This window comes from Natranaerofaba carboxydovora (genome assembly GCF_022539405.1).
GTDB lineage: Bacteria > Bacillota > Natranaerobiia > Natranaerobiales > Natranaerofabaceae > Natranaerofaba > Natranaerofaba carboxydovora.
On sequence record NZ_CP054394.1, the window covers coordinates 1,037,920 to 1,063,123 of the forward strand.

The 25,204-nt window shown below is 35.8% G+C and carries 23 protein-coding genes; 21 read left to right on the plus strand and 2 right to left on the minus strand.

Annotated elements, in window-relative coordinates:
* The first annotated feature begins 278 nt into the window (after nucleotides 1-278).
* The 12 genes from ACONDI_RS05060 (at nucleotide 279) to ACONDI_RS05115 (ending at nucleotide 12,276) form a co-directional block, all read left to right on the plus strand.
* Nucleotides 279-1,415, plus strand: coding sequence for an iron-containing alcohol dehydrogenase (locus ACONDI_RS05060; protein ID WP_241080396.1), 1,137 nt, complete (start codon nucleotides 279-281; stop codon nucleotides 1,413-1,415).
* A 35-nt stretch (nucleotides 1,416-1,450) separates the two neighbouring features.
* Nucleotides 1,451-3,187 (plus strand): aldehyde ferredoxin oxidoreductase family protein, encoded by a 1,737-nt coding sequence (locus ACONDI_RS05065; RefSeq protein ID WP_241080397.1) that lies wholly within the window; start codon nucleotides 1,451-1,453, stop codon nucleotides 3,185-3,187.
* A gap of 174 nt (nucleotides 3,188-3,361) precedes the next feature.
* Nucleotides 3,362-5,032, plus strand: coding sequence for a propanediol/glycerol family dehydratase large subunit (locus ACONDI_RS05070; RefSeq protein WP_241080398.1), 1,671 nt, complete (start codon nucleotides 3,362-3,364; stop codon nucleotides 5,030-5,032).
* 30 nt (nucleotides 5,033-5,062) lie between these two features.
* Complete coding sequence (locus ACONDI_RS05075) at nucleotides 5,063-5,725, plus strand: glycerol dehydratase reactivase beta/small subunit family protein (protein WP_241080399.1); 663 nt, start codon at nucleotides 5,063-5,065, stop codon at nucleotides 5,723-5,725.
* Between the two features lie 25 nt (nucleotides 5,726-5,750).
* Complete coding sequence (locus ACONDI_RS05080) at nucleotides 5,751-6,170, plus strand: diol dehydratase small subunit (RefSeq protein WP_241080400.1); 420 nt, start codon at nucleotides 5,751-5,753, stop codon at nucleotides 6,168-6,170.
* A 109-nt stretch (nucleotides 6,171-6,279) separates the two neighbouring features.
* On the plus strand, nucleotides 6,280-6,888 hold the full coding sequence (locus ACONDI_RS05085) for a cob(I)yrinic acid a,c-diamide adenosyltransferase (RefSeq protein ID WP_241080929.1): 609 nt from the start codon (nucleotides 6,280-6,282) through the stop codon (nucleotides 6,886-6,888).
* A 38-nt stretch (nucleotides 6,889-6,926) separates the two neighbouring features.
* Nucleotides 6,927-7,766: an MIP/aquaporin family protein gene (locus ACONDI_RS05090; protein ID WP_241080401.1), complete on the plus strand. Its 840-nt coding sequence runs from the start codon at nucleotides 6,927-6,929 to the stop codon at nucleotides 7,764-7,766.
* 43 nt (nucleotides 7,767-7,809) lie between these two features.
* Nucleotides 7,810-8,217 carry a GlcG/HbpS family heme-binding protein gene (locus ACONDI_RS05095; RefSeq protein ID WP_420848163.1) on the plus strand — a complete coding sequence of 136 codons (408 nt, stop codon included), beginning with the start codon at nucleotides 7,810-7,812 and terminating at the stop codon, nucleotides 8,215-8,217.
* A gap of 64 nt (nucleotides 8,218-8,281) precedes the next feature.
* Entirely contained in the window at nucleotides 8,282-10,162 is a 1,881-nt protein-coding gene (locus ACONDI_RS05100) for a diol dehydratase reactivase subunit alpha (RefSeq protein ID WP_241080403.1), read from the plus strand.
* Nucleotides 10,147-10,578 (plus strand): glycerol dehydratase reactivase beta/small subunit family protein, encoded by a 432-nt coding sequence (locus ACONDI_RS05105; protein WP_241080404.1) that lies wholly within the window; start codon nucleotides 10,147-10,149, stop codon nucleotides 10,576-10,578. Before ACONDI_RS05100 ends, ACONDI_RS05105 begins: the two co-directional genes overlap by 16 nt.
* A gap of 14 nt (nucleotides 10,579-10,592) precedes the next feature.
* Nucleotides 10,593-11,165 carry a manganese efflux pump MntP gene (locus ACONDI_RS05110; RefSeq protein ID WP_241080405.1) on the plus strand — a complete coding sequence of 191 codons (573 nt, stop codon included), beginning with the start codon at nucleotides 10,593-10,595 and terminating at the stop codon, nucleotides 11,163-11,165.
* Nucleotides 11,166-11,265: 100 nt separating this feature from the next.
* Nucleotides 11,266-12,276, plus strand: a complete 1,011-nt coding sequence (locus ACONDI_RS05115; RefSeq protein ID WP_241080406.1) for a 3-oxoacyl-ACP synthase — start codon at nucleotides 11,266-11,268, stop codon at nucleotides 12,274-12,276.
* A gap of 86 nt (nucleotides 12,277-12,362) precedes the next feature.
* Here the strand turns inward: ACONDI_RS05115 and ACONDI_RS05120 are convergent, their stop codons facing one another.
* Nucleotides 12,363-13,148 carry a DUF169 domain-containing protein gene (locus ACONDI_RS05120; protein ID WP_241080407.1) on the minus strand — a complete coding sequence of 262 codons (786 nt, stop codon included), beginning with the start codon at nucleotides 13,146-13,148 and terminating at the stop codon, nucleotides 12,363-12,365.
* Nucleotides 13,149-13,308: 160 nt separating this feature from the next.
* Nucleotides 13,309-13,920, minus strand: coding sequence for a TetR/AcrR family transcriptional regulator (locus ACONDI_RS05125; protein WP_241080408.1), 612 nt, complete (start codon nucleotides 13,918-13,920; stop codon nucleotides 13,309-13,311).
* A gap of 481 nt (nucleotides 13,921-14,401) precedes the next feature.
* On the opposite strand from ACONDI_RS05125, the gene ACONDI_RS05130 reads away from it, so the two are divergent.
* The 9 genes from ACONDI_RS05130 to ACONDI_RS05170 all read left to right on the plus strand — a co-directional run bounded on the left by ACONDI_RS05130 (nucleotide 14,402) and on the right by ACONDI_RS05170 (nucleotide 25,156).
* Nucleotides 14,402-15,544: an acyl-CoA dehydrogenase gene (locus tag ACONDI_RS05130; protein ID WP_241080409.1), complete on the plus strand. Its 1,143-nt coding sequence runs from the start codon at nucleotides 14,402-14,404 to the stop codon at nucleotides 15,542-15,544.
* A 247-nt stretch (nucleotides 15,545-15,791) separates the two neighbouring features.
* Entirely contained in the window at nucleotides 15,792-16,232 is a 441-nt protein-coding gene (locus tag ACONDI_RS05135) for a MaoC family dehydratase (RefSeq protein WP_241080410.1), read from the plus strand.
* Nucleotides 16,233-16,324: 92 nt separating this feature from the next.
* Nucleotides 16,325-17,224 carry a Na/Pi symporter gene (locus ACONDI_RS05140; protein ID WP_241080411.1) on the plus strand — a complete coding sequence of 300 codons (900 nt, stop codon included), beginning with the start codon at nucleotides 16,325-16,327 and terminating at the stop codon, nucleotides 17,222-17,224.
* A gap of 117 nt (nucleotides 17,225-17,341) precedes the next feature.
* Nucleotides 17,342-19,885, plus strand: coding sequence for an FtsK/SpoIIIE family DNA translocase (locus ACONDI_RS15630; protein WP_277397813.1), 2,544 nt, complete (start codon nucleotides 17,342-17,344; stop codon nucleotides 19,883-19,885).
* Between the two features lie 119 nt (nucleotides 19,886-20,004).
* A complete protein-coding gene (locus ACONDI_RS05150) occupies nucleotides 20,005-20,982 on the plus strand; it encodes a helix-turn-helix domain-containing protein (RefSeq protein WP_241080412.1) in 978 nt (325 codons plus the stop codon).
* A 99-nt stretch (nucleotides 20,983-21,081) separates the two neighbouring features.
* A complete protein-coding gene (gene rimO, locus ACONDI_RS05155) occupies nucleotides 21,082-22,443 on the plus strand; it encodes a 30S ribosomal protein S12 methylthiotransferase RimO (RefSeq protein WP_241080413.1) in 1,362 nt (453 codons plus the stop codon).
* Nucleotides 22,427-22,996, plus strand: coding sequence for a CDP-diacylglycerol--glycerol-3-phosphate 3-phosphatidyltransferase (gene pgsA / locus ACONDI_RS05160; RefSeq protein ID WP_241080414.1), 570 nt, complete (start codon nucleotides 22,427-22,429; stop codon nucleotides 22,994-22,996). Before rimO ends, pgsA begins: the two co-directional genes overlap by 17 nt.
* A gap of 122 nt (nucleotides 22,997-23,118) precedes the next feature.
* A complete protein-coding gene (locus tag ACONDI_RS05165; protein ID WP_241080415.1) occupies nucleotides 23,119-23,667 on the plus strand; it encodes a hypothetical protein in 549 nt (182 codons plus the stop codon).
* Nucleotide 23,668: 1 nt separating this feature from the next.
* The gene (locus ACONDI_RS05170) at nucleotides 23,669-25,156 is read left to right on the plus strand and encodes an AAA family ATPase (protein WP_241080416.1); all 1,488 of its coding nucleotides are present in this window, start codon (nucleotides 23,669-23,671) and stop codon (nucleotides 25,154-25,156) included.
* The last annotated feature ends 48 nt before the right edge of the window (nucleotides 25,157-25,204 follow it).

The window sequence follows — 25,204 nt, forward strand, 5'->3', positions numbered from 1 at the left end:
ATTGCGGGGGGTTGTGGTGCGTGACAATATTCACGGTTTATAAATCAAATTAAAATAAATGACATCTAACATGGATAGTTGCGATATAAAAATACCTATAAAAATAACTCAAAGGATCCGCTTATAAAGATCTTTGTAAAATCTAAAAGTCTAAATTATTGTATAAAAGAAACTGAATGGCATGGTTTTTGCAAGTTAAATAATTAGTAGAATTGTTGGAATTTTAATTAACTTTATTATGTTAAAAATTTTGATGCAAGTGAAAGGATGGAATAGCGATGAATAATTTTACCTGGCTTTCACCAACACAAATTATATTCGGAAATGATTCCATTAAATCATTAGAAGAAGTAATTCAAAAATATAAAGCAAAAAACGTCTCAATAATTACCGACCAAGGAATAATGGGAACTGATATACTAGAGAAGGTCAAAAAAGTTATAGGGAAAGATATTGAGACAAACGTTTTCTGTGAGCTTGATGGGGAACCTGATACTGACGATTTGAAAAAATGTAAACAACACGTCATTGAAAATCAAAGCGATGTATTAATAGGCCTCGGGGGTGGGAGTTCGATTGATGTGGCTAAAGCTGTTTCAGTTCTAGTGACTAATGAATCAATTGGTTTAGACCAAAATAATGAAATAGAGAACTTAGGACTTCCTACTATAATGATACCTACTACAGCTGGCACAGGAGCAGAGCTTACCAAGATATCCATCTTCTCAGGAGATAAGGTCAAATTAAGGTTAGTCCATGATTATCTATATCCAAATGTGGCTATCTGTGATCCTAAAATGACCCTTAGTATGCCAGGCAGTATAACTACATCTACAGGTATGGATGCACTTACCCATGCTATTGAAGCTTACACCTCAGTTAAAGCCAACTATCTCACCGATATAATAGCCTTTGAAGCAATCAAAAAAATCTATTTTAATATACGCACAGCTTATGCAAAAGGAGAAAATATTATAGCCAGGGAGAATATGTTAGCAGGTAGCTTACTTGCTGGGATGGCTTTTTCAAATGCAGGGGTTGGTGCAGTGCATGCTATGGCATATCCGATAGGAGGGAGCTATCACATACCTCATGGTATAGCCAACTCTCTTTTGCTGCCTCACGTACTTGAGGCAAACTTTAATGGAATTGTTGAAAAGCTGGCAGTAATAGGAAAAACCTGGGGATTAAGAGGTGATTATACCCAAATAGATATAGCAAATAAAACCGTTGAATTAATTAAAAATCTGTCAACGTCACTGGATATACCCCAGCGTTTAAGAGACTTTGATATTCCTGAAGCAGAACTGCCTGAACTAGCTAAGGCTGCATCAGAAATTACCGGCCTTATGCAAAATAATCCAAGTAATTTGTCGCAGGCAGACTTACTAAAGGTTTACAAAAATGCCTATTAACAGGCAATAATTGAATTCTGGGAGGAGGAAAGGAAATGAGTGAAAAGATTGTTAGAATTAATATGTCTAATTTAGAGGTAACTGAAGAAAAAGCAGATGAAAAGTACAAGCTTTTAGGGGGGCGGGCATTAACATCTACGGTGATAAAAGAAGAAGTGCCGGCTGATTGTAATCCTTTACGGAAAAATAACAAAATTATAATAGCTCCGGGACTTCTTACAGGCACAAGTGCTCCTGCTTCTGGCAGGTTATCAATTGGAGGGAAAAGCCCTCTTACAGGAACAATAAAAGAAGCTAATGCCGGAGGTATCTGCAGCCAAAAGCTTGCAAGATTAGGAATCAAAGCTTTGATTTTAGAAGGTCAACCAAAAGAAGATAAAATATACACGATAAAAGTAACTAAAGACTCAATTGACCTTGAAGAAAAATATAACTTTAAAAACTTGGGTGTATATCAATTAATGGATGATGTAAAAGAGACTTATGGCGACAAAGTAGGAATGCTTGCCATAGGTCCAGCAGGTGAGATGCTAATGCAGACTGCTGGAATTACTAATAATGATATGGATAACGAGCCAAGCAGATATGCTGCAAGAGGTGGTCTTGGAGCAGTTATGGGTTCTAAAGGTGTCAAAGCAATAATCATTGATGATACCGACGCACCTAAAGTAGAAGTTAAAGATGAAAAAACATTCAAACAGGCTAGGAAAAAACTTCAAGAAGCTATTAAGAACCACCCGGTAACAAGTGGTGCTCTGCCATCTTATGGTACTGCCGGAACAGTTGATCCGATAAATGAATCAGGTGGACTCCCAACAGAAAATTTTAAATTTGGCCAATTTGAAGGCGCTTCTAATGTGTCAGGGGCAAAGATGGCTGAAATAGTTGAACAGCGTGGTGGTAAAGGCAAGATGGGACATGCCTGCCATCCTGGCTGTACTATTAGGTGTTCAAATATTTATCCAGATAAAGACGGCAACGTACTATGCTCACCGCTTGAATATGAGACTGATTGGGCTCTTGGTCCAAATCTAAAAATTGATGACTTAGACATCATAGCAAAACTAAACCGCATCTGTAATGACGTTGGAATAGATACCATAGAAACTGGTTGTACAATTGGAGTTTTGATGGAAGCAGGTGTTTTAAGTTTTGGAGATGGCGAAGGGGCAATAAAAGCTTTGGAGGAAGTAGGTAAAGGCACACCTCTAGGTAGGATAATCGGCATGGGAGCAGTTGGCGCAGGAAACGCTTACGGTATAACCAGAGTACCAAGTGTTAAAGGGCAGGGTATGCCTGCTTATGACCCAAGAGCAATGAAAGGTATTGGTGTAACTTATGCTACAGGTGCCATGGGAGCAGACCATACTTTCGGTTATACAATAGCTCCAGAAATATTTAAATGTGGAGGAGATCTTGATCCATTATCAACAGAAGGGAAAGTAGAAGCTTCTAGAGATACTCAGAAATTATCTGCTTTTATAGATAGTGTAGGCCTATGTTTGTTTGTAACTTTTGCTACCAGCGATGACAAAAATGGCGAAGAAGGGATCTACGAAATGATCAATGCCATGTATGGAAGCGACTTAGACACAGAAAAAGCAATGGAATATGGAAGAGACGTTTTAAAACTAGAAAGAGAATTTAACAAGGAGGCTGGCTTTACACCAGTTCATGACAGGCTGCCTGAATTTATGTATGATGAAGAGCTTCCACCTCACAATGAAGTTTATAATATTCCCGGTGATGATCTAGACAAAGTTCATCAGTAATAAGATTGACCGGGAAAATAAAAAATAAAAGTACATTACCAGTCATCTATTTGATTAGTTTTTGATTAGTTTGATTCTAAAAATATTGGAGGTGGTAACTTATCAATAATTCTTTCTAACAATATTGTTACTAAGATGATCTTAAAAAGAAAAATTTACGAGGAGGGAAATTTGATGGCAAAAAGTTTGAGATACAAATTTTATGATACTCAAAGACAGCTGGCTTTGGATGGCCTTGCCCAGGAAATGCCCGAAAAAGGGCTAATTGCAATGGATGGACCTAACGATCCAGATCCAAGTCTGAAAATTGAGAATGGCGTAGTAGTAGAAATGGACGGCAAGAAAAGAGAAGAATTTGATATGATTGATCTATTCATAGCTGATTACGCAATCGATCAAAGTATAGCTGAAGAAGTAATGGAAATGGATTCTTTAGAAATATCGAGATGGCTTGTTGACATTAACGTACCTCGTCAAGAAATTATAAATTATGTTTATGGTATGACTCCAGCTAAAGCCAATGAAGTATTAAATAACCTTGATGTGGTTGAGATGATCATGGCTGGTCATAAGATGAGAGCAAGGAAGACACCATCTATCCAGTCCCATATAACAAATAGAAAAGATGATCCGTTGCAACTAGCAGTAGATGCAGCTAGTGCCGGGCAGCACGGGTTTACTGAGTTAGAGACTACTGTAGGTATGGGTAAGTTTGCTCCAAGTAATGCATTAGCTATTTTAATAGGTTCTCAAGTTGGAAGACCTGGTACCCTTACTCAGTGTGCTGTTGAAGAATCACTAGAGCTAACCCTTGGTATGAGGGGGCTTACTTCTTATGCTGAGACTGTATCAAATTATGGAACTGAAAGAGTTTTCGTAGATGGTGATGATACTCCATGGTCAAAGGCTTTTCTAGGGGCTTCTTATGCCTCAAGAGGGCTTAAGCTTCGCTTCACTTCAGGTACTGGTGCAGAATGTGTGATGGGCTACTCAGAAGGAAAATCAATGCTTTATCTAGAGATTCGCTGTATTATGATGACTAGAGCTACAGGTATACAGGGGATCCAAAATGGTGGTATCAGTTGTGTATGTATGGCTGGTTCTGTTGCAGGTGGGTTTAGGGCTTTGATGGCAGAGAACTTATTTACGATGATGAATGACCTAGAAGTTGTATCCGGGAATGACTATCAGGTATCAAATTCAGATATGAGACGTACTGCTAGATTACTTCCACAGTTCCTGGCAGGGACAGACTTTATTTTCTCAGGTTATTCATTCATGCCAGCTTATGACGACATGTTTACTTCTTCAAGTTGGAACGGTGAAGATTTGGATGAGTATATAACTATGCAAAGGGACTTGAGGGTTGATGGTGGAGTTAAGCCTGTAGATGAGGATGAGTTCATAGCTCTGAGAAGAAAAGCGGGTAAAGTTATTAAAGATGTATGTGATGAATTAGGTCTGCCGCCTTTCACAGATGAAGCCATTGAAAAATGTGCCATAGCTTTTGGTTCAAAAGAGACAGCTCCAAGAGAAGCAACAGATAATATTAAAGCTGCAGACATTATTATGGACCAAAAAATCACTGGACTTGACATTGTTAAAGCACTAGCAAAACGAGGTCATGAAGATGTTGCAAATAACGTTCTAAACATGCTTAAACAGCGTATTTCCGGGGATTATCTACAGACATCAGCTATATTAGACGAAAACTTTGAACCAAGAACAGCTGTTAATGATGCTAACGACTATCAAGGACCTGGAACGGGCTATAGAGTAGAAGGCAAAAAATGGGATGAGATTAAAAATATTAGACAGGCATTAAAGGCTGAAGATCTGTTTTAGTTTTCAAAATAAACGAGGAGGTGTAAGGATATGTGGCGTGAGGAAATTAGAGAGGAATACAAATGGAGGGCACACTTCCCATCTTCAATTCCGGCTAAATCAGCAATGTTTGACAAAGCAGAAGATGCTAAACAGCTTGACTTAAAAGTAAAAGAGCTAGGCAAAGCAGAAAAAGGAACAAAATCAGACGAGGTTGTTATTGGAATTAGTCCGGCATTTGGAGATAAACTATCTAAAAGTATTAAGGATGTGCCTCATGGAACTATAGTGAGAGAAATAATAGCTGGATTAGAAGAAGAGGGAGTTAGTTATAGAGTGGTAAGGGTTCAATATTCTGCAGACTTAGGAGTTATTGGTAATGAAGCGGCAAAAGTTAGTGGCTCAGGTTTTTCGATAGGTATTTTGACTAAAGGGACATGTCTAATACACAACAAAGATCAGCCACCACTCGGTCCAATAGAGTTATATTCTGTTAGTCCACTTTTAACACTGCAAAATTATAGAGATATTGCTAGAAATGCAGGAAAATATGCTAAAGAGGAAACTCCAAGTCCAGTAATACAGCCATATGACGGTGAAGCAATCGGTGCATCTTTTATGGGCAAAGCTGCTGTTATACACTTGACAGAAGCAGAATATGTGGACTTAGACGGTGATGTTATAGAATGTGAAATCGAATTTGAAGAAAAGTAAATTAAATGTACAGGGGGGTAAAAAAATGCCAAAGCTAGATCCGAAAAAGGATTTCCCATTGGGTACAAAAAGAAAAGATTTGGTTACAACTCCATCAGGGAGCGGTATAGATGAGATAACACTTCAAGCTGTGCTAGAAGGTAAGATTAAATTTGAGGATCTTAGAATAACGCCTGAAACTCTTGAATACCAAGCACAAGTAGCTGAAGCCTGTAACAGAAAGTGGTTTGCAGAGAACCTAAGAAGAGCTGCAGAGCTGACGAAACTTCCAGATGAGCGCTTGTTAGAAATATATGAAGCACTTCGTCCTTACAGGTCTACTAAAGAAGAGTTAATTGAAATAGCAAAAGAACTTGAAGAAAAATATGAGGCAAATAATAATGCAAGTCTGATACGCCAGGCAGCTGAGGTTTATGAAACAAGAAAGTTATTAAAGAGAAGATAAAGTAAAAAACTGCTAGAAAGATAAGCCTAAAATGGCTACTCTTTCTAGCAGAAACTAAAATAGGAAACGAGAGAATACTAATATATCATTAACCAGGGGGGAAATCAAGATTGTTGATCAACTTTCCTACAAAAGTTTTCCAAAAGGACATCAGGGATTAAAGCAAGTATATTACGGATATGGTAAAGGAAAAACAACTGCAGCTCTTGGATCTTTATTAAGAGCATCAGGGCGCGGATATAAATCTTGTATAATTCAATTTCTAAAAAGCAGCCGTTTTTATGGCGAAATAAAATCCTTGAATAATTTAGGTGTTGATATCTATCAATATGGGAGACAATGCAGGTACGATACTCTCATAACTCAGGACGAGATGAAATGTGTTGGATGTGGAGAATGTTTTGTAAGCAGTGAAAATTGTACTGATGAAGATAAAAAAGTTTTTGATATGGGACTAAAAAGAGCTATGAAATTTTTGGAATCAGAAGAATATTTTTTACTTGTATTAGATGAAATACTAGATCTTGTTCAGTTGAAAATTTTATCAGTGGGAGAGATCAAATCATTAATCTCAATCAAAACAAATACAGAACTGATTATGACAGGTCATGATGTTCCGGATGAAATTACTGAAGATGTTGACCTAATAACCGAGATGAAATCAGTAAAACATCCATTTGAAAAAGGCATAGAAGCTAGAAGGGGAATAGAATTCTAAAATGTATCAAACTATTTAATTGGGGAGGGAAAGCAATAATGAATGATAAAGGTTTAATGCGTGAGTGTATTGCCGAGTTTATTGGGACCGCTATACTTTTGGCATTTGGAAGCTCTGCAGTTATTACCTGGATGATACTTGGTGAAGTAGGAACCTACTGGGAGATGTCCCTGATATGGGGTCTCGCAGTGGCCTTTGCAGTCTATACATGCGGTGGGGTGTCAGGTGCTCATATTAATCCAGCAGTAACTGTTCCCCTTGCAATATTTAATAAATTTCCCTGGAAGAAAGTTCCTTATTACATTGTGTCTCAGGTTGCAGGTGCCTTTGCAGGGGCTGCATTTACTTTTAGCATGTACTTTCACATTGTTGCAGATCATGAAGCGCAAAACAATATAGTTAGAGGTGGGCCAGAAAGCGTCGAAACTGCCTCTATCTGGTCAACTTATAATCACGCTGGTGCAAGCTTTATGCATGCAATTTGGATAGAAGTTCTTTTAACAATGATATTAGTTTTTGTTATTTTTGCGGTAATAGATACTTTAAACATTTCAGCACCTCAAGGTGGTCATGCAGCAATTATAATCGGTTTAACAGTTGCAGCTATTGGTGGTGCCTGGGGTCCACTAACTGGATTTGCAATTAACCCTGCAAGAGACCTTGGACCAAAGATTTTTAAATTCTTTGCAGGCTGGGGTGAAGTTGCCCTGCCAGGGCCAGATTTTTATTTTATAGTACCAATAATTGGGCCTATCATTGGTGGGATTTTAGGGGCTTTTATTTGGACATGCATATTAAAGCCATATTTCTTGACAGATGCAGAGACAGCTCCAGAAGAAGCAGTTGAGGATATTGATAAAGAAGGTGAATTAACTTAAAGATTGTTTAAATAATATTTGACTTGAAATTCTGATTTAAGAGGTGAGAATTTTGGATATTACTGCTGAAAAAGCGTTTGAAATTATAGAAAAGGCAAGTAAAAAAGCCAAAGAAATAAATGTCCCAATGGTTATCGCTGTAGTTGATAGCGCAGGGCATCTAAAGGCTTTTAAAAGAATGGACGATGCAATCCTTGCTAGCATTGATATAGCAGCAAATAAAGCATTCACAGCAGCTGCATGCAAAGCAAAGACAGAAGACCTAAGTGAGTTAGCAAACCCGGGTGGCGAGTTATTTGGGATTAATACAACCAACAATGGTAGAATTGTAACTTTTGGTGGAGGAATCCCTTTGGCAAAAGACGGTGAAATTATTGGTGCAATAGGAGTTAGTGGTGGCTCTGTAGAAGAGGATGTTACAGTTGCAAAAGCGGGAGTTGAAGCTTTGTAAGAAAATACCTGCGGCGTTTGTTGTGCCGCAGGTTTTAACAAGTAAGCATTAGGAGGGTCCGGCTATGGTTTTGGTTGCAGGAATAGATATAGGAAATGAAAGTACCGAAATTGCCCTTGCTAAAATCGAAAAGAACAATGTTGAATTTTTGGCTTCACACCTAGTACCTACGACAGGAATTAAGGGTACTACACAAAACATAAAGGGTATAGTTAAAGGGATAAACGAAATATCTCAAAAAGCCAAAATAGAACCAGGTTCTATAGATGTTATTAGGTTAAATGAAGCAGCTCCTGTTATCGGTGATGTTGCTATGGAGACAATAACCGAAACAATTGTTACTGAATCCACTATGATAGGACATGATCCATCTACTCCTGGTGGAGAAGGCATGGCTGTCGGTCAAACTATTTTTATTGACAAGCTTGACTTAGAATCAAATTTAGAAGAATTAGAAGACAACTATATTGTACTAATACCAGAAAACTATGACTTTGAGGATGCTGCAGCGATTATTAATAAAGCTATAGAATCAGGAGTTGCTGTAGAAGGTGCTGTTGTCCAAAAAGATGATGGAGTGTTGATTTGGAATAGGTTAAACAAAAAGATTCCAATTGTTGATGAAGTACGTGAAATTCATAAAGTTCCAGTTGATATGCTTGCAGCAGTTGAGGTAGGTTCTCAAGGGTCAAATATTAAACAGCTTTGTAACCCTTATGGAATAGCTACTATATTTTCCTTAACACCTGAGGAAACAAAACAGGTTGTGCCGGTAGCTAAGGCCTTAATAGGTAATCGCTCTGCCGTGGTTATCAGAACACCTAAAGGTGGTGTGGAAACTAGAGTAATCCCTGCTGGAAGCATGGAGTTAAAAGGAGAGAACTTTGATCGGGAAATCCAATTAGATGCTGGTGCCAAGAAGATAATGACAGAGGTTAACAGGGTAAAACCCCTAAAAGATGTTGTTGGTGAAAGTGGTACAAATGTAGGTGGAATGCTTGATCAAATTAGAAGTACTATGCATGATTTGAGCGGAGTTCCATTAGAAGAGGTAAAAATAAAAGATATACTTGCCGTGGATACTGCAGTTCCACAAAAAGTAAAAGGAGCAGTGGCTGATCAGTTTTATATGGAGAATGCAGTGGCTCTAGCTGCAATGGTGAGAACTTCAAAACTTCCTATGAAAGATATTGCAGATGAACTGTACAAAGAGATAGGAGTTAAGGTAGAACTAGGCGGCGTAGAAGCAGAGATGGCAATCCTTGGTTCGCTAACTACTCCCGGGGTAAGTTTACCCCTTGCAATACTCGACCTTGGTGCAGGTTCTACAGATGCTGCCTATTATCTTGAATCCAAAAAAGAAAAGCCAATAATTGCAGAACATGTGGCTGGAGCAGGTAGAATGGTGACTATGCTAATAGATCGCGAACTAGGTTTAAAAAATACTGACCTTGCAGAAAAAGTTAAAAAATATCCTGCGGCCAAAGTTGAAACCTTATTTACAATAAGACTTGAAGATGGGACGGTAAAGTTTTTTGATGATCCACTTCCAGGTACTTTGTTTAGTAGAGTAGTGGTAAATACACCTGAAGGGTTTGAAGAAGTCCCAGGTGCGAAAAGCATCGAGGAAGTAAGGAACGTAAGACGAGAGGCCAAAAAGAAAGTTTTTGAAGAGAATACTATTAGGGCTCTTGAAGATGTGATTCCTACTGGAAGTGTTAGGGACTTAAACTCTGTGGTTTTAGTAGGTGGCTCTTCTCTTGACTTCGAGATTCCTCAAATAATAACTGCTCTGTTATCCGAATATGGTGTTGTTTCTGGTGCTGCTAATATAAGAGGGTATCTTGGACCCAGAAACGCTGTTGCTACAGGTCTTGTGATGTCTTTTGCGATGGAACAGCTAGAGGAAAATGATTGGAGGAGCCTAAAATGGAACAATATTTAACCCTAAAAGTGTCGGGAGAAAGAGAATACAAAAAAGAAGTTACTGGCGGTATATTTATCCTTGTTTATATAGATCCTTCCTGGCAAGATACAGAATTTGTTGAAAGTATTCTCTTCGGTATAGAAGAAGAGCAAGTAAAAGCTAAAGTTTTCTTTGGGGAAGGTGATGGTTTGGATTTGGCCAGTAAGGCTGCAGTTGAGTCGAGTGCCAGAGTAGGTATTGGCCTTGGGAAAGATGGGACTGTAGCACTTCATCATGAGAAACTCCCTTTAGAAAAACCTATTCAATCATATAAGTTTACAACGGATCCAGAAAAAGATGTAGAACAGCACGATAAAATATGTGAAAAATTAAAGATAATTGGTACAAACTCAGCAAGACTTGTCAAAAAAGTACCCTTAAAAACTTTTAATTGATAGGAGTAATATTTTTGACTACTATTATAATAGCTGTAGCGGTAAGTATAGATAGCTTATGGGTTGGAATGAGTTATGGTTTGAAAAAGAGCTATTTTTCAGTTATTAGTATTTTGCTGATTGGATTATGTTCTGGGATATTGATGCTACTGCCAATGATTATCTTAGATTTCTTTTCAATATTGTTTGTTGATAATTACGCTGAACTAATTAGCGGGATTATGTTGGTGGCGATTGGCATATGGAAAATATTTCAGGATTATTATTACTTTAGTCAATTGTCATCTAAAAGTATCAATATTTATTCGAGGAGCATAAGTAATTATGGCAAGTACTATGTCAGCCTAAAAGAATCTCTAGTAGTAGGGATTGCTGTGGGACTTGACGCATTTGGAGTAGGAGTTGCAATAGGACTTATTGATTTGACCTTTTTAGTAATCCCACTAGTTATATTTAGCTGCATTTTATTTTTTGTCTTTGGTCTATATATTGGTAATAAAATTAACCTAGAAAAATTAACCTTTAAGGGCATTTATTTAATACCAGGACTATTACTGATAGGCCTTGGTGTTATGAGGTTTTTTTAGAATACATTAGGGAGGGAAGTTTTTATTTGAAGGAAAATGATTTAGTTTGTCAAAGTATTTCTTTACTAGGCTATTAAAGTTTAAAATGGAGGCTATTTCAATGGCTCGTGACCAGGTAGGTATTTATAATATAGGCTGTTATATTCCATCTAATGTTCAAACCAGCGAGGAGATTTCAAAAAAATCCGGAATTTCAGTAGAAGTTTTGGAAGAAAAATACGGAATAAAGAAAAAGCCTAAAGCTGGTGAAAATGAACACTTATCTGATATGGCTATAGAAGCTTCTAAAAATGCTCTGGTAGATTTTGACCCCCTCGAGCTTGACATGATAATTTACTGTGGCACTGGTTATAAAGACTATAAAATCTGGCCGCTTGCCACAAAAATTCAGTATGAGTTAGGCGCTTTAAATGCTTTTTCTTTTGAAGTAAATGCCTTTTGTGTCGGGGGAGTTATGTCTTTGCAATTAGCTAAAAGTATGATGCTTCAACAAGGTCTAAATAATGTGTTGATTGTAACAGCTGCCAGAGAGCTTGACCTTGTAGATTATAATAACAGAGAAACAAGTTTTTTATTTAATTTCAGTGATGGTGCTGTAGCGGCTTTGATAAGAAGAGGATATAGTAATAATCTTGTACTAGAATCTTCTGTTATATCTGATGGTTCTTTTAGCGATAATATCAAAGTAAAAGGTGGCGGCTCAAAACACCCATTACCTAAAAAAGACGAGCTGAATTATTTTGAAGTGGAAAACTTTGATCATATGAAAGAAAGACTAGACACTACCAGCCCGCATAATTTTATTAAAGTGATAAAAGAAAGTGTGGCAAAAAGTGGGTATAAACCAGAAGAGATAGATTTTTTGGCTCCCCTTCATATGAAAAGGTCTTTTCATAAAAAAATGCTTAAAAACCTTAATCTTTCTCAAAGTCAATCTTTTTATCTTGAAAACTACGGTCACTTACAGGCCGGGGATACTTTTTTAGTTGTAAAAAAAGCAGAAGAGAAAAACTTAATAAAAAGTGGTGACTTGATAGTTATGGTTAGTGCTGGAACTGGATATACCTGGGGAGCAACGACAGTAAAATGGGATGGATTAAGAGAAAAATAAAAAGGATTATGTTAGTAAAATCCCTGGCTATTTCAATTATCCAGGGATTTTATCAAACTTATGTGAATAGACTTTATGAGCCTGAATCAATCTTTCATATTAAATTTTTCTTCTAGCTCTTTGTATTTATCTGGAAAATCAGGTTTGCTAAATAAACCATAAAACGGTGTTGGCACTCTTGCTATTCCATTTTGATGAGTCTTAATTAGGCCGTCTATGGTATCGTCTATTTTATCTTTTGGTATTGAGAAGCAAAGCTCTTCATCTGTAGTGTGAGCAAAAATTCTCTCGCCACCACCGGGTATAGTAACTTTACACTCCTTGGTTTGATAAGGTATCAAAATTGAACTTCCACAGGCACCCCTGCCGGAAAAAGAAGAATCGATTTTGCCGCCGCTGTGAAATAAAGATCCCTGAACAAGCCGTGTTATTTGGGCAGCATTTCCATAAACAACAATTACATCTGGATCAAAATCTGCTTTTTCTAAAGGAGCCATAGTTATAGATTTTATACTATCTTTTTCTGCCCTTGGTGTGATTTCCTGTGTTTTTTGCCCTGCTTCTTTTGAACTAGTGTAATAAGGATAAACCACTTCTCCATTTTTAACCATCTCAGGTTCTTCTTCATGACCGAAGATCATTATTGCTATAGCACAAGCATGATCGTCTTTACTGAATCCAACTCTCCAGCCAATTCTTCTTGCAATAGACATTCCCTGGCATAGTGCAACCCTATGTCCTATATGTTTTCCTGGATGTTTAGTTTTAGGAGGGAAATCGTCTTCTGCTTGTGAGATTTTGACGGCAACAGGAAAGGTTGCTGGCCTCAGATACGAATTTAAAGCATCATTAACTTGCTTTAAATCTGTCAATAAAATCACCCCATTTTAAATTTTGGTTCTACTAAAAAAGTCGTCAAAAAAAATCAGTAAAATAAATTTGAAATATTTAAAATAATCAAAAAATTTACTAGTGAAAGTATTCTATAAATGATAAAAAACTCCTTTTAATTTTTTGACGTTAAATTATTTTTTAGAAAGTGTTTTCAGGTGATATACCATATTTTATAAACTTCATCACATCTTCAAAAATTTCCTCGGGGATACCTCTGTTCTCCTCATCCTGCCACATTAACCATCTAAAGCCGATAAAATTTGAAATACCAATAATACAATATGCTATAACCTCTGGATCAAGATCTTTAATTTCGTGCTTATTAATAGCTTCTTCTAAAGCTTTTTTATAAGAATCTACAAACATTTTATAATAATTAATAAATAAGTTATAGTCCACAAACTGAGATTCAAATACAATTTTGTATAACTCGGGATTTTTCCTTACGTAGTCAAAATATACTCTTAAACCAATCTCTTCGGCCTCAATTCTGTCTTTGGAATTAAGCAGTTCGTCGGAAATATTTTGTCTTAAATCTTTATTTAAATATTGTATAAGGGCTTCCAAAATAGCTCTTTTGCTCTCAAAATATATATAAAAAGTTCCATGTCCTACTTCAGCTTCTTTTGTTATGTCGCTTATAGAAGTTTGGTAATATCCTTTTTTCCCAAACACTTTTTTGGCCGAGTAAAGAAGTTTTTCTCTTGTTTTTTGACCTTTTTTAGTTTTTGGTATTTTTTCTTCGGACATTTGAAAAATCACCTCTTCTGCCCAACAACATTCTGAAAATTTATAAAATAAACAAAAATTAGTCTTGCAAAAATTTTGATTTTTATTTATAATTTCTGACAAGTGATTCACATGTCAGAAATTATAAAGGAGGTGGCAAATTTTTTCAAGTAGTAACGAATTGTTTATGTCGAATATGTCGAAGTAATTATTAATTAATGCAAGCCACAATAGATAAGAATGGACTGTGTGAGATAAAAGATTGGGAAAAAGATATAATCATTTTCGGAGGACAAGGCTAAAAAAGTGTAGACAAGCCTTCGGAAGATGAGTTTAAGAATTCTGCAAAAAAAAATATAGCTAACTATATATAAATGACCGACTATTTTTTAGTTTGTGGATAGCCTTCTAACTACTGCTACAGGAAAAGTCCAAATAAGTTTGAACTTAGAAGACAGCAAGGCTAAATTATTCAAACAAATTATTTCGGAGGTGTATAAAAATGGATTTTAACTTAAGCGACGAGCATAAAATGATGAGAAAATTAGTAAGGGAGTTTGCCGAAGGGGAAGTTGCTCCAACTGCTGGGGAAAGGGATGAAGAAGAAAGGTTTGACAGATCATTATTTGAAAGTATGGCTGAAATAGGTCTTACCGGTATCCCCTGGCCAGAAGAATATGGTGGAGCAGAATCTGATTATGTAAGCTATGCTATAGCGATAGAAGAACTTTCAAGAGTATGTGGCTCTACAGGAGTTACTTTGTCTGCTCATGTTTCCCTTGGTAGTTTTCCAATTTATAAGTTTGGGAATGAAGAGCAAAAAGAAAGGTTTTTAAAACCTATGGCTCTAGGAGAAAAACTAGGTGCGTATGGGCTGACTGAAAATGGTGCAGGAAGTGATGCTGCTAGTTTGAAAACTACAGCAGTAAAAGATGGCAATGAATACGTGTTAAATGGAACTAAAATTTTTATAACTAACGGAGAAGAAGCAGATATTTATATAGTTTTTGCTGTAACTGATAAAGAAAAGGGACATAAGGGAATAAGTGCTTTTATTGTTGAAAAAGGAACTCCTGGATTTAGCTTTGGGAAAGAAGAAGAAAAACTAGGAATTAGAGCATCTAAGACTACAGAGCTTGTTTTTGAAGATTGTAGGGTGCCGGAAGAAAACTTGCTTGGTAAGGAAGGAGAAGGCTTTAAGATTGCAATGCAGACTCTTGATGGTGGCAGAAATGGTATTGCGGCACAAGCCCTTGGGCTTGCTCAAGGGGCGTATGAAGCTGCAGTTTCGTATTCTAAGGAAAGAGAGCAGTTTGGAAAGCCTATAAGCAAATTTCAAGCTATCTCCTTTATGTTAAGTGATATGGCGACAAAGATAGAGGCATCGAGACTTTTGACCTATAAAGCTGCGTATCTAGAGAGCATAGGAGACCCGGAGTTTCCTAAGTACTCTGCAATGTCAAAACTATATGCGGCAGAAACTGCTATGGAAGTTACAACAAATGCAGTGCAGGTACTTGGTGGCTATGGATATACAAGAGAGTATCCTGTAGAAAGAATGATGCGTGATGCCAAGATTACAGAAATTTATGAAGGTACAAGTGAAGTTCAAAGAATGGTTATATCAAGGTATATAACCCAGTAAAATAATTTAGAGAATAGCAGCCTTATTCATAACCCCAATTTAGTTAAGCCTGGTACGGTATTATAATATTTAATATCGCTGCCAGGCTTTTAAATATAGATCAAAATAATTCATTGCTGATACTTTTATTAAAGACATCTGTCTGCTATCATAAGTGGGAGCTTTTAATTTGCGGGATTTTTCGCAAAATCTTGCGACACGTTGGTAGCAAGCAGGTGCCCATAAAAGGTGAGGTGAGGTGGATACTATGGAAAATTACAGTATCAAGGAAAAATTAAAAAGAGGTTTAGAAGTTAATGATTGTTTTACTATTAAAAGGACTTTTGACGAAAAGGATATGATAGCTTTTGGAAATATTTCAAGGGATTACAATCCGGTGCACTATAATGAAAAATTTGCTAAAAAGAAAAACTTTAAAGATAGAATTTGTCACGGTTTATTAGTAGGCAGCATGGTAACAGAGATTGGAGGAGAGCTTGGGTGGCTTGCAACAGAGATGAATTTTGAATTTTTAAAACCTGTTTACTTTGGAGATACGATAACTTGTATTTTTACTATTGAGGATATAGACGATAGCAGGAGGTCTAGGGCTAAAGTAGTTTTTAGAAATCAAAGAGATGAAATAGTACTTAAATGCTACTTAAAGGGCATTGTTCCAAATGATACCGAAATAGACTTGATGACTTAAATAATAAGGTGGTCTAATTTACAATCCCATTTTAATATAGTTGTTATTGGGAGACTAAAATGTACTTATAAAATTTATTTAAGGTGTTTTTAATGAATTTAATTTTTGCACTGGTTGGTTTTTTAACATTTATTTTTGGGATTGTATATTTATCTGACAAGTTTAAGCCAAGTAGTTTATCTACGGCAGCGATTAACAGTCCACCACCTGTATTATTTTTAACCGGAACTTTTTTGACTGCACTGTGTCAAAGCAGCAGTGCTACAGGTATTATAGTGCTTTTGCTACTTGACAAAAGAGTACTTTCTCTAAAGCAGACAGCCATGTTTTTGGTTGGAGGAAATTTAGGGACCACAATAAGCGGGCAGATTTATTCAATACCTACAGATGAGCTTGTGACTCCACTCATTTTACTTACTGTCTTGACTGGAGTATTAGCAAAAAAAATAAAAAAACTAACTTCTACTTTTAACTTGTTAGTGTCCTTTAGCTGTATATTTTTTGGTCTTAATATGTTAAAAAACACTGCTGAATATTATTCAGATACTTTGATAGATTTATTTCAACTTATTGATTCTGGTTTTGGTGCTTTTATGTTTGGTTGTTTAACAAGTGCAGTATTTCAATCTAGTAGTCTAGTAATAGGAATTTTAGTGGTGCTTATAGAAGAAAGTATCCTGACGCTTCAAGAATCACTTCTTGCTGCATTTGGTGTTAATGTAGGAACCTGCAGCACTCTTTTGTTGGTTAGCACAGGCCTTGGTGTAGATGGCAAAAGAGGCGCTGTGTTTCACTTCATCTTTAATATAATGGGTGTAGTTATTTTTGTCATCATACTGCCTTATTTTTCAGTAATTGTAGAAATCACTGCTGTTACTCCAGGTAGGGTTTTGGCTAATGCCCATACTCTATTTAATCTAATGACAGCTCTAATGTTAGTTCCTTTATGGAATCAGATGGAGAAAATAGTTTATTTGGTTTATCCTAAATAATTATTTTAGCCCTTGATTGTTTGTAGAAAGTTTTTGTATGATATAATGAGTATGCTTAAGTGAGTAACCCTTAAGGTTATCTAAGATCATGTAATTACCTAGAGGTGAGTAAACTAAATGGCTGCAAAAATTAAATCTAAGCAAAAAAAGAGAAATAACAAAGACAGGAAAACAGAAAATGTTGAAATAAAAGGTGTAGGGATAATAGTACTGGCACTTATCTCATTTTCTAGTATATTTTTAACAGAGCAGACGGGCTTTTTGGGTGGCATGCTTAAGCAGGTCTTAACCCTAATGGCTGGTGATAAAGCTTGGGTAATACCGCTTTTTTTAATAGTAATTGGAGGGTTTGCTTTAGTTAAAAGAAATATGGACATGAGTAGTAGATTTATAGGTTTTGGTATTATTTTGTCTTTAATAATAATTGGTAGTCATCTTGAAATTATTTTGAAAAGTGACTTTATGTCCAGGGGAGAAATAATTAGCGAAAGTTGGGGTCTAATTGTCCAAAGAGAGGGTGGAGGAATAATTGGTGGTGTATTTTCCACTTTATTTTTGTTAACCCTGGGTGAAATAGGCACACTAATAATTCTTGCTTCAGGCGGATTTTTGTCTTTTCTACTTTTGACAAATACTACTTTTGAGCAGTTAGGGGATTATACCAAGCGCTTTTTGTTTGCAAGTTGGTACAAGCTGCAAAGCCTAAAAAACAGTTTATTATATCTAAAAACATTATTAACTGAGAGAAGGGCAAATAATGAAACTGAAAGTAGAGAAGAACTCACAAATGATACACCTGCTAAAGAAAAGTATGACGACAACGTCATAGAGATGGAAAACTATAAAAAAGACCAGGGTGGATTAGAGGAGAACCTTGAAGAAGATAACGAAAAAGCTGAAGATAATGATACAGAAATACATACTGAAGTTCCCGTATATGATTTTGAAGCTATTAAAGGTAAAAACAGCGAAAAGAAGGAAAATAACGAAGATAACAAGGAAGATAAAAGCGAAAGTTTTCAAACAGTGTATTCATTAAACAATGAAAATAGTGATAAGGATGAATTTGATGATTATAAACTTCCTGATCTAGAACTTTTAAAACAGTTTCCAAAAACCGTTTCTGAAATGTCAAATAAAAAAGATTTAAATGATAAAGCTCAATTATTAGTTAAAACGCTAGAATCTTTTGGTGTAAAAGCCAAAGTATCAAAAATTCAAAGAGGCCCTACTGTTAACAGGTATGAGCTGCAACCGGCTCCAGGAATTAAGGTGAGCAAAATAGTTAACCTTGCTGATGACATAGCTCTGAGTTTGGCAGCTTCAGATATAAGGATAGAAGCTCCAATTCCCGGGAAATCTGCCGTTGGTGTTGAGGTTCCTAACGATGTAGTTTCTGTTGTTTATATTAGAGACGTATTAGAAAGTGAAAAATTCCAGGAATCAATGTCTGCTCTTACACTGGCTATAGGAAAAGATATAACGGGAGAGCCAGTGGTCGTAGACCTTTCAAAGATGCCTCATCTTCTTATTGCAGGGGCCACTGGAGCTGGTAAGAGTGTATGTATCAATACATTGATTACAAGTATTTTATACAAAGCTAAACCTGATGAAGTAAAGTTCTTACTAGTTGACCCTAAAGTGGTTGAGCTAAAATCTTTTGATGGTCTGCCTCATTTGATAGCACCAGTTGTCACTGACCCCAAACAAGCAGCTTCTGCTTTAAAAAACATTGTGAAAGAGATGGAAGCTAGATATAGGTTATTTGCAGAAGCTGATGTTAGAGATATAAAAGGATATAACAAAAAACTTTCCCAGCAGGGAGAAAAAGAATTGCCCTATATAGTTGTTATCATAGATGAGCTTGCTGACTTGATGATGGTTGCCCCTACAGAAGTAGAAGATGCAATTTTTAGACTTGCTCAAATGTCAAGAGCTGCCGGGATTCATCTTATTGTAGCTACGCAGCGACCATCTGTTGACGTTATTACTGGAGTAATTAAGTCTAATATAACTTCTAGAATTGCTTTTGCTGTATCGTCTCAAACAGATTCTAGGACAATCTTAGATAGCTCTGGTGCTGAGAAACTTCTAGGTGAAGGTGATATGCTCTATAGTCCTGTTAACAGTAATAAGGCAATTAGGATACAGGGAGCGTTTATTTCTGACGATGAAGTTTCAATTCTAGCAGACAAGATTAAAGAACAGGCATCTCCTGAGTATAAAGAAGAGCTAATAGAAAACGGCAATGATGAGAACGAAAGTGTAGACAACTCTCAAAATGATGAGGACGAGTTACTAGAAGATGCTATTAAACTTGTATTAGAAACAAAACAGGCATCTATATCTTTGATTCAAAGAAGGTTTAGAGTTGGTTATACCAGGGCTGCTAGACTAATAGATGAGATGGAAAAAAGAGGGGTTGTAGGTGGGTTTGAAGGCAGTAAACCAAGGAAAATTTTACTTAGTAAAGAGCAGATCAACAATTATATTGAAGAAAGGGAAAAAGAGGAAAGTGATTTAAACACTAATAATAAAAATGATGATGAAAAATCAAATAATAACAAGAAGAATCAAAGTAAACATGATACGCACATTACAGAAAAAGAAAATTATGAGAAGAAGGATTCTGACAATGATGGTGAAAATAAAAGTAGATAATATTTTGTGTATGTGAAGGATATTTACTGTAAATAAAGAAGTGTAAACAATGTTATGAATTTTAGCGAAAAACATTAATGGTTTTAGCCTTTTTCACCTGAGAGGAGGCAGGCTATATTATGAGTGATGAAAATGTAGATCGTTTAGGATCTAAGCTAAAACAGGCCCGAGAAAATATGGGGTATTCTATAGAAGACATACAGAAGATTACAAAGCTAAGGGCAAAATATATTAAAGCAATTGAATCTAATGACTTTTCTGTTTTTTCAGGAGATGTTTATGCAAAGGGTTCAATAAGAAATTACGCGGATATTGTAGGGCTTGATCATGAAGAGCTGTGGGAGGAATATGAACTTTATTTTAAAATGGATGAAGATGAACAAGAAGAGCCTGAATCAACAGCTGATAAAGACAAGAAGGAGAGACCAGGGCAGCCTCAAAAACCCCAAAAAGAAAAAAAGGAAAAATCTATTCCTATAGAACAGATTAGCGATAATCCAATTATTAGCTCAGGGATTAAAAAAGGTCTAGTGGCTGTAATTTTATTGGTTGTTATAGTAGGTGGTATTTGGAGTGGTTATAATTTTATAATGTCCATAGACTTAAATGGTGATGATAATGATTATATTGTAGAGAACGATAAGGATAAAGAAGAATTAGAAGATAAAGAAGACAAAGAGACGGAAAATGATGAGAATGATATAGATGAAAAAGACGAAGAAAAAGAATTCGTCCAGGATGAAGAACAAGAGATTAATTTTGAATCAGTGGAAGAATATAATGACTGGGATTATTTTAATTATACTATAAGTAATGTAGATAATATTGAAATCGAAGGTAATATAGTGGAAGGTGAATGCTGGCTTGGAAATTTTATAATTGACGATGGAAGTGAGCCTGAAATGAGTGGAATGTATGGAGAGGGAGATAGTTTTTCTATAACTGCAGAAGAAGAATTTGTGGTATTGATTGGAAATCCTACTGCTATTGAATTAATTATAAATGAAGAAAACTATGATTTTATATCAGATTTAGAAGAACATGATTACAGCACAACATCTCCATTTTATTTTAACATAGCTTTAGAAGAACAATAATATAGTTTAGAAGGACAATGAGCAGGCAAAAAATATTTTTTGACAGTAATTTTTGTATATAATATACTTGCCTAAGAAAATTGAGATAAGGAAAGGTCGGTGCTAGTACTGAAAAAAGTAGGACTTATTTCACTTGGATGTGCCAAAAATCAAGTTGATTCTGAAGTAATGCTTGGACACTTAAAATCCCATAACTATCAACTAACAGAAGATAATTATCAAGCAGATGCTTTAATAGTAAATACCTGCGGGTTCATTGAAGATGCTAAAGAGGAATCTATAGAAGCTATTTTAAAAGCTTCTAGGTACAAAGAAGTTGGGGAATGTGATGTAATAATAGTATGTGGCTGTTTATCCCAGCGATACGAAAGTATGCTAAAAGAAGAAATGCCTGAGATAGATGTTTTGCTGGGTACTGACCAATGGGACAAAATAGGCGAAACTTTAGATAAATTTTTTGCCGGGAAAGAAGTTAAGGATGACTTTAGTAGAAAGACTGATATGTATTCCCACGATGATCCAAGACTCTCTATTGATTACTCCGATTATAGAGGAAGTGCATATATAAAAATAGCTGAAGGTTGTGACAATCACTGTTCTTTTTGTGCAATTCCTTCAATCAGGGGCGGATTTAGAAGTAGGAGTATAGATTCAATAAAAAAAGAAGCAACAAAACTGGCAAGCGTCGGGGTTAGAGAGATAAATCTGATAGCTCAGGACACTACAAGATATGGTCTGGATATATATGATGAATATAAATTAAGCGAACTTTTAGAAGAATTGACAACTATACCTGAGATAACCTGGATTAGATTTTTGTATGGACATCCTTCAAGGATTGATGATAAACTAATAAACACAGTTTCAGCGAAGAATAAGATCTGTCCATATGTAGATTTACCACTTCAACATATAAATGAAAAAGTTTTAAAAAGGATGAACCGGGGCGGTTCTAAACCTGAAATCAAACAACTCTTACAAAAGCTAAGAGCTAATATACCTGATATTGTTATTAGGACTTCTTTCATGGTAGGTTTTCCAGGTGAAACCGAAGAGGAATTTAATGAACTGTTAGATTTTATACAAGAAATGAAATTTGATCAAGCAGGGATTTTTAAATATTCAAAAGAAGAAAATACAAAGGCTTATGAATATAAAGATGAAGTTGATGAAGAAGAAAAAGAAAAAAGATACATAGAAGCAACCAAATTACAACAGGAGATAATGAAGGAGAAAAGAAGTAAATGGATTGGCAAAACATTTAAGGTGTTGATAGATGAAGAACTAGAAGATGAGCCAGGAACATATCTTGGAAGGACTAAGTATCAGGCTCCTGAAGTTGATGGGAGTGTTATAATTTCAGATAGCAACTTAGATGAAGGAAACTTTGTAAGTGTAAAGATAACTCAAATTTTAGAAAATGATTTAATTGGAGAAATAGACTATGAATTTAGCAAATAAAATTACAATAGCAAGAATAATATTGGCACCATTGTTTATGATTTTTTTACTAATGCGACTACCTTATGGTGAATTTGTAGCCCTTGGGCTATTTGTAATCGCATCAGCTACAGATGCTCTAGATGGGTATATTGCAAGAAGTAGAAAGCAGATAACAAACTTTGGAAAATTTCTCGACCCTTTGGCTGATAAAATGCTTGTGTTAGCTGCTTTAATTGCCCTTGTAGGTATGGACAAATTACATCCTTTTATAGCTTTTGTTATAATAGGAAGGGAATTTGCAGTTACTGGACTTAGGGTGATAGCAGCAGGGGAGAATATCGTTATTTCTGCTAGTAAACTGGGAAAATTAAAAACAATTACTCAGATTGTTGCTATCTCTGCTTTGATGTTTCAGGCAGGGTTAGAATCTGCTTGGAGTACAGCTTCTGAAGAACTTGTTTCAATGGGTTTACTAGTAAATATAAGTTTGGTTTTAGCAGTGGTCATTACAATAGTATCCGGAGTAGATTATTTTTACAAAAACAAAGATGTTATAAAACTTGGTAAATAGAACAGATGATAAGAAAAGTCCTTACTAATAGGTATGGGCTTTTTTTTTGGTTTATTTAGTAAATTGTTTGTAATACCCTGTTTATGTTATAATGTTTTATGTAAACTAGAAAGGGGATTAAAATGAATAGAAAAAACTTTAAAGGCTCAATTGTAATCTTATCCTGCTTTGTTGCCCTGGGTTTATTTTTTCTTGTTTTTTCTTTTTGGAACGATACTAAGTATAACCAACCTTTGTCAGAGTACCTTGAAAGTCAGGAACAGGTAATAGCATATGAGATAGAAGAAAATGATAATGATGGGTACAACATCGAAATAGAATTGGAGTATCATCCTTATTTAAATAGGACAATTATGGATGTTGAAGAGGAAATCAAAACAATTTTAGATGATAAAAAGAATGAACTAGTTTTTAAATATGATGAAAAAAATCAAAACCTGCAAAATGCATTCTATGATATTCATTTTATTCTTTATGAAGCTAAAGAAAGAGGGAATTACAGTGAAATGCAAGATGAGATAGATAAAATTTTGGAAAGCCATGAGCTTAACCATTATCAAATCCACATTTTGACTGACCAGAGGCTGTTAGTACAGATGGAAGATGATGATGGTTATTTGCTTTATCTGTTAGATAATAATTCTAAAGATAGTAATCAAGGGAGTGCTTAATATGTTAATTGAACTAAGTTTGGGAGTTAGTATTGCAATTTTGATTGGACTTGCCTTGATAGGAGTTAATGTTGCACCTGTGATTTTTGTATTAGTGGTTGTCGGGGTGTTATATTTTGTTGTATTTCCGATGAAGTCAAAGACCACAAATAGTTTTGTCAATATTTTAAGTGGAGGAAAAGAAGATGTAGTACCAAAAGTTCAATTTGAGGAAATTGGAGGTCAGGATACAGCAATTAATGAACTAAGAGAAGCATTAGAATTTGTTAAGCGTCCAGAAGAAATTAAATCAATGGGGATTAGACCCCTAAAAGGGATCCTGTTAGAAGGGCCTTCTGGTACAGGTAAAACCCTTCTGGCTAAAGCAGCTTCTAATTATACTGATTCAGTTTTTATCCCGGCTTCAGGAAGTGATTTTATTGAGATGTACGCAGGAGTTGGAGCTAAACGTATTAGAGATTTATTTAAAAAAGCTAAAAAAGAAGCTACAAAATTAAACAAAACAAGTGCTATAATATTTATAGATGAGTTAGATATTTTGGGGGCGAAAAGAGGCTCTAACTCAAGCCATATGGAATATGACCAAACTTTAAATCAACTTCTAGTGGAAATGGATGGACTAAAAATCAGCGAACAAGTTCAAATCCTTGTGATTGCCGCAACAAACAGACCGGAAATTTTGGATGATGCTCTTTTGAGACCTGGAAGATTTGATAGAAGGGTAAGAGTAGATTTGCCTGACCGTCAAGGAAGACTTGAAATTATGAAACTTCACTGTAAGGACAAGCCTATAAAAGAAGAATTTGACTTTGACTTGATAGCCCAGGAGACTATAGGGTTTTCGGGGGCACACCTTGAGAATGTTTCTAATGAAGCAGCTATTAAAGCTTTGAGAGAAAACAAAGAAGTAATAACAGAGAGAGACTTTAGTGATGCTATAGAAAAAGTGATTATGGGAGAAAAATTAGAACGAAAACCCGGCAAAAATGATTATGAGAGAATTTCTGTTCATGAAATTGGACATGCATTAATAAGTGAAGTGGTAACACCTGGTTCTGTGGCTAAAGTGACTATAACAAGCAGGGGAAAAGCCCTTGGATATACACGTCATAATCCAGTTGAAGAAAGCCTGCTTCGTACCCAAAATAGCCTAAAAAATCAGCTTGCTGTACTAGTAGCAGGAAGTATGGCAGAAGAGATGCTTTTGGGTGAAAAAAGTACTGGGAGCATGGATGACTTCCAAAAAGCTGCACAGCTTGCTACCGAAATGATAAAAGCAGGCATGTCAACACTAGGGATAGTAAGGTTTGAAAGTCTAACAAAAGACCAGGTTGACAAGGCAATACGAGAAATAATTAAAGAACAGCAGGAACGTGTAACAGATATATTGAAAAACAAAAGTGAAAAGCTTGAATATTTAGTGGAAAAACTAAAAGAAGATGAACAGTTAACAGGTGAAGAATTACGTGAAGCTTTGGGAGTAGGATAGTCTTCTACTCCCTTTTTATTAAATACGACAGAAAGATAAACTTAGAAA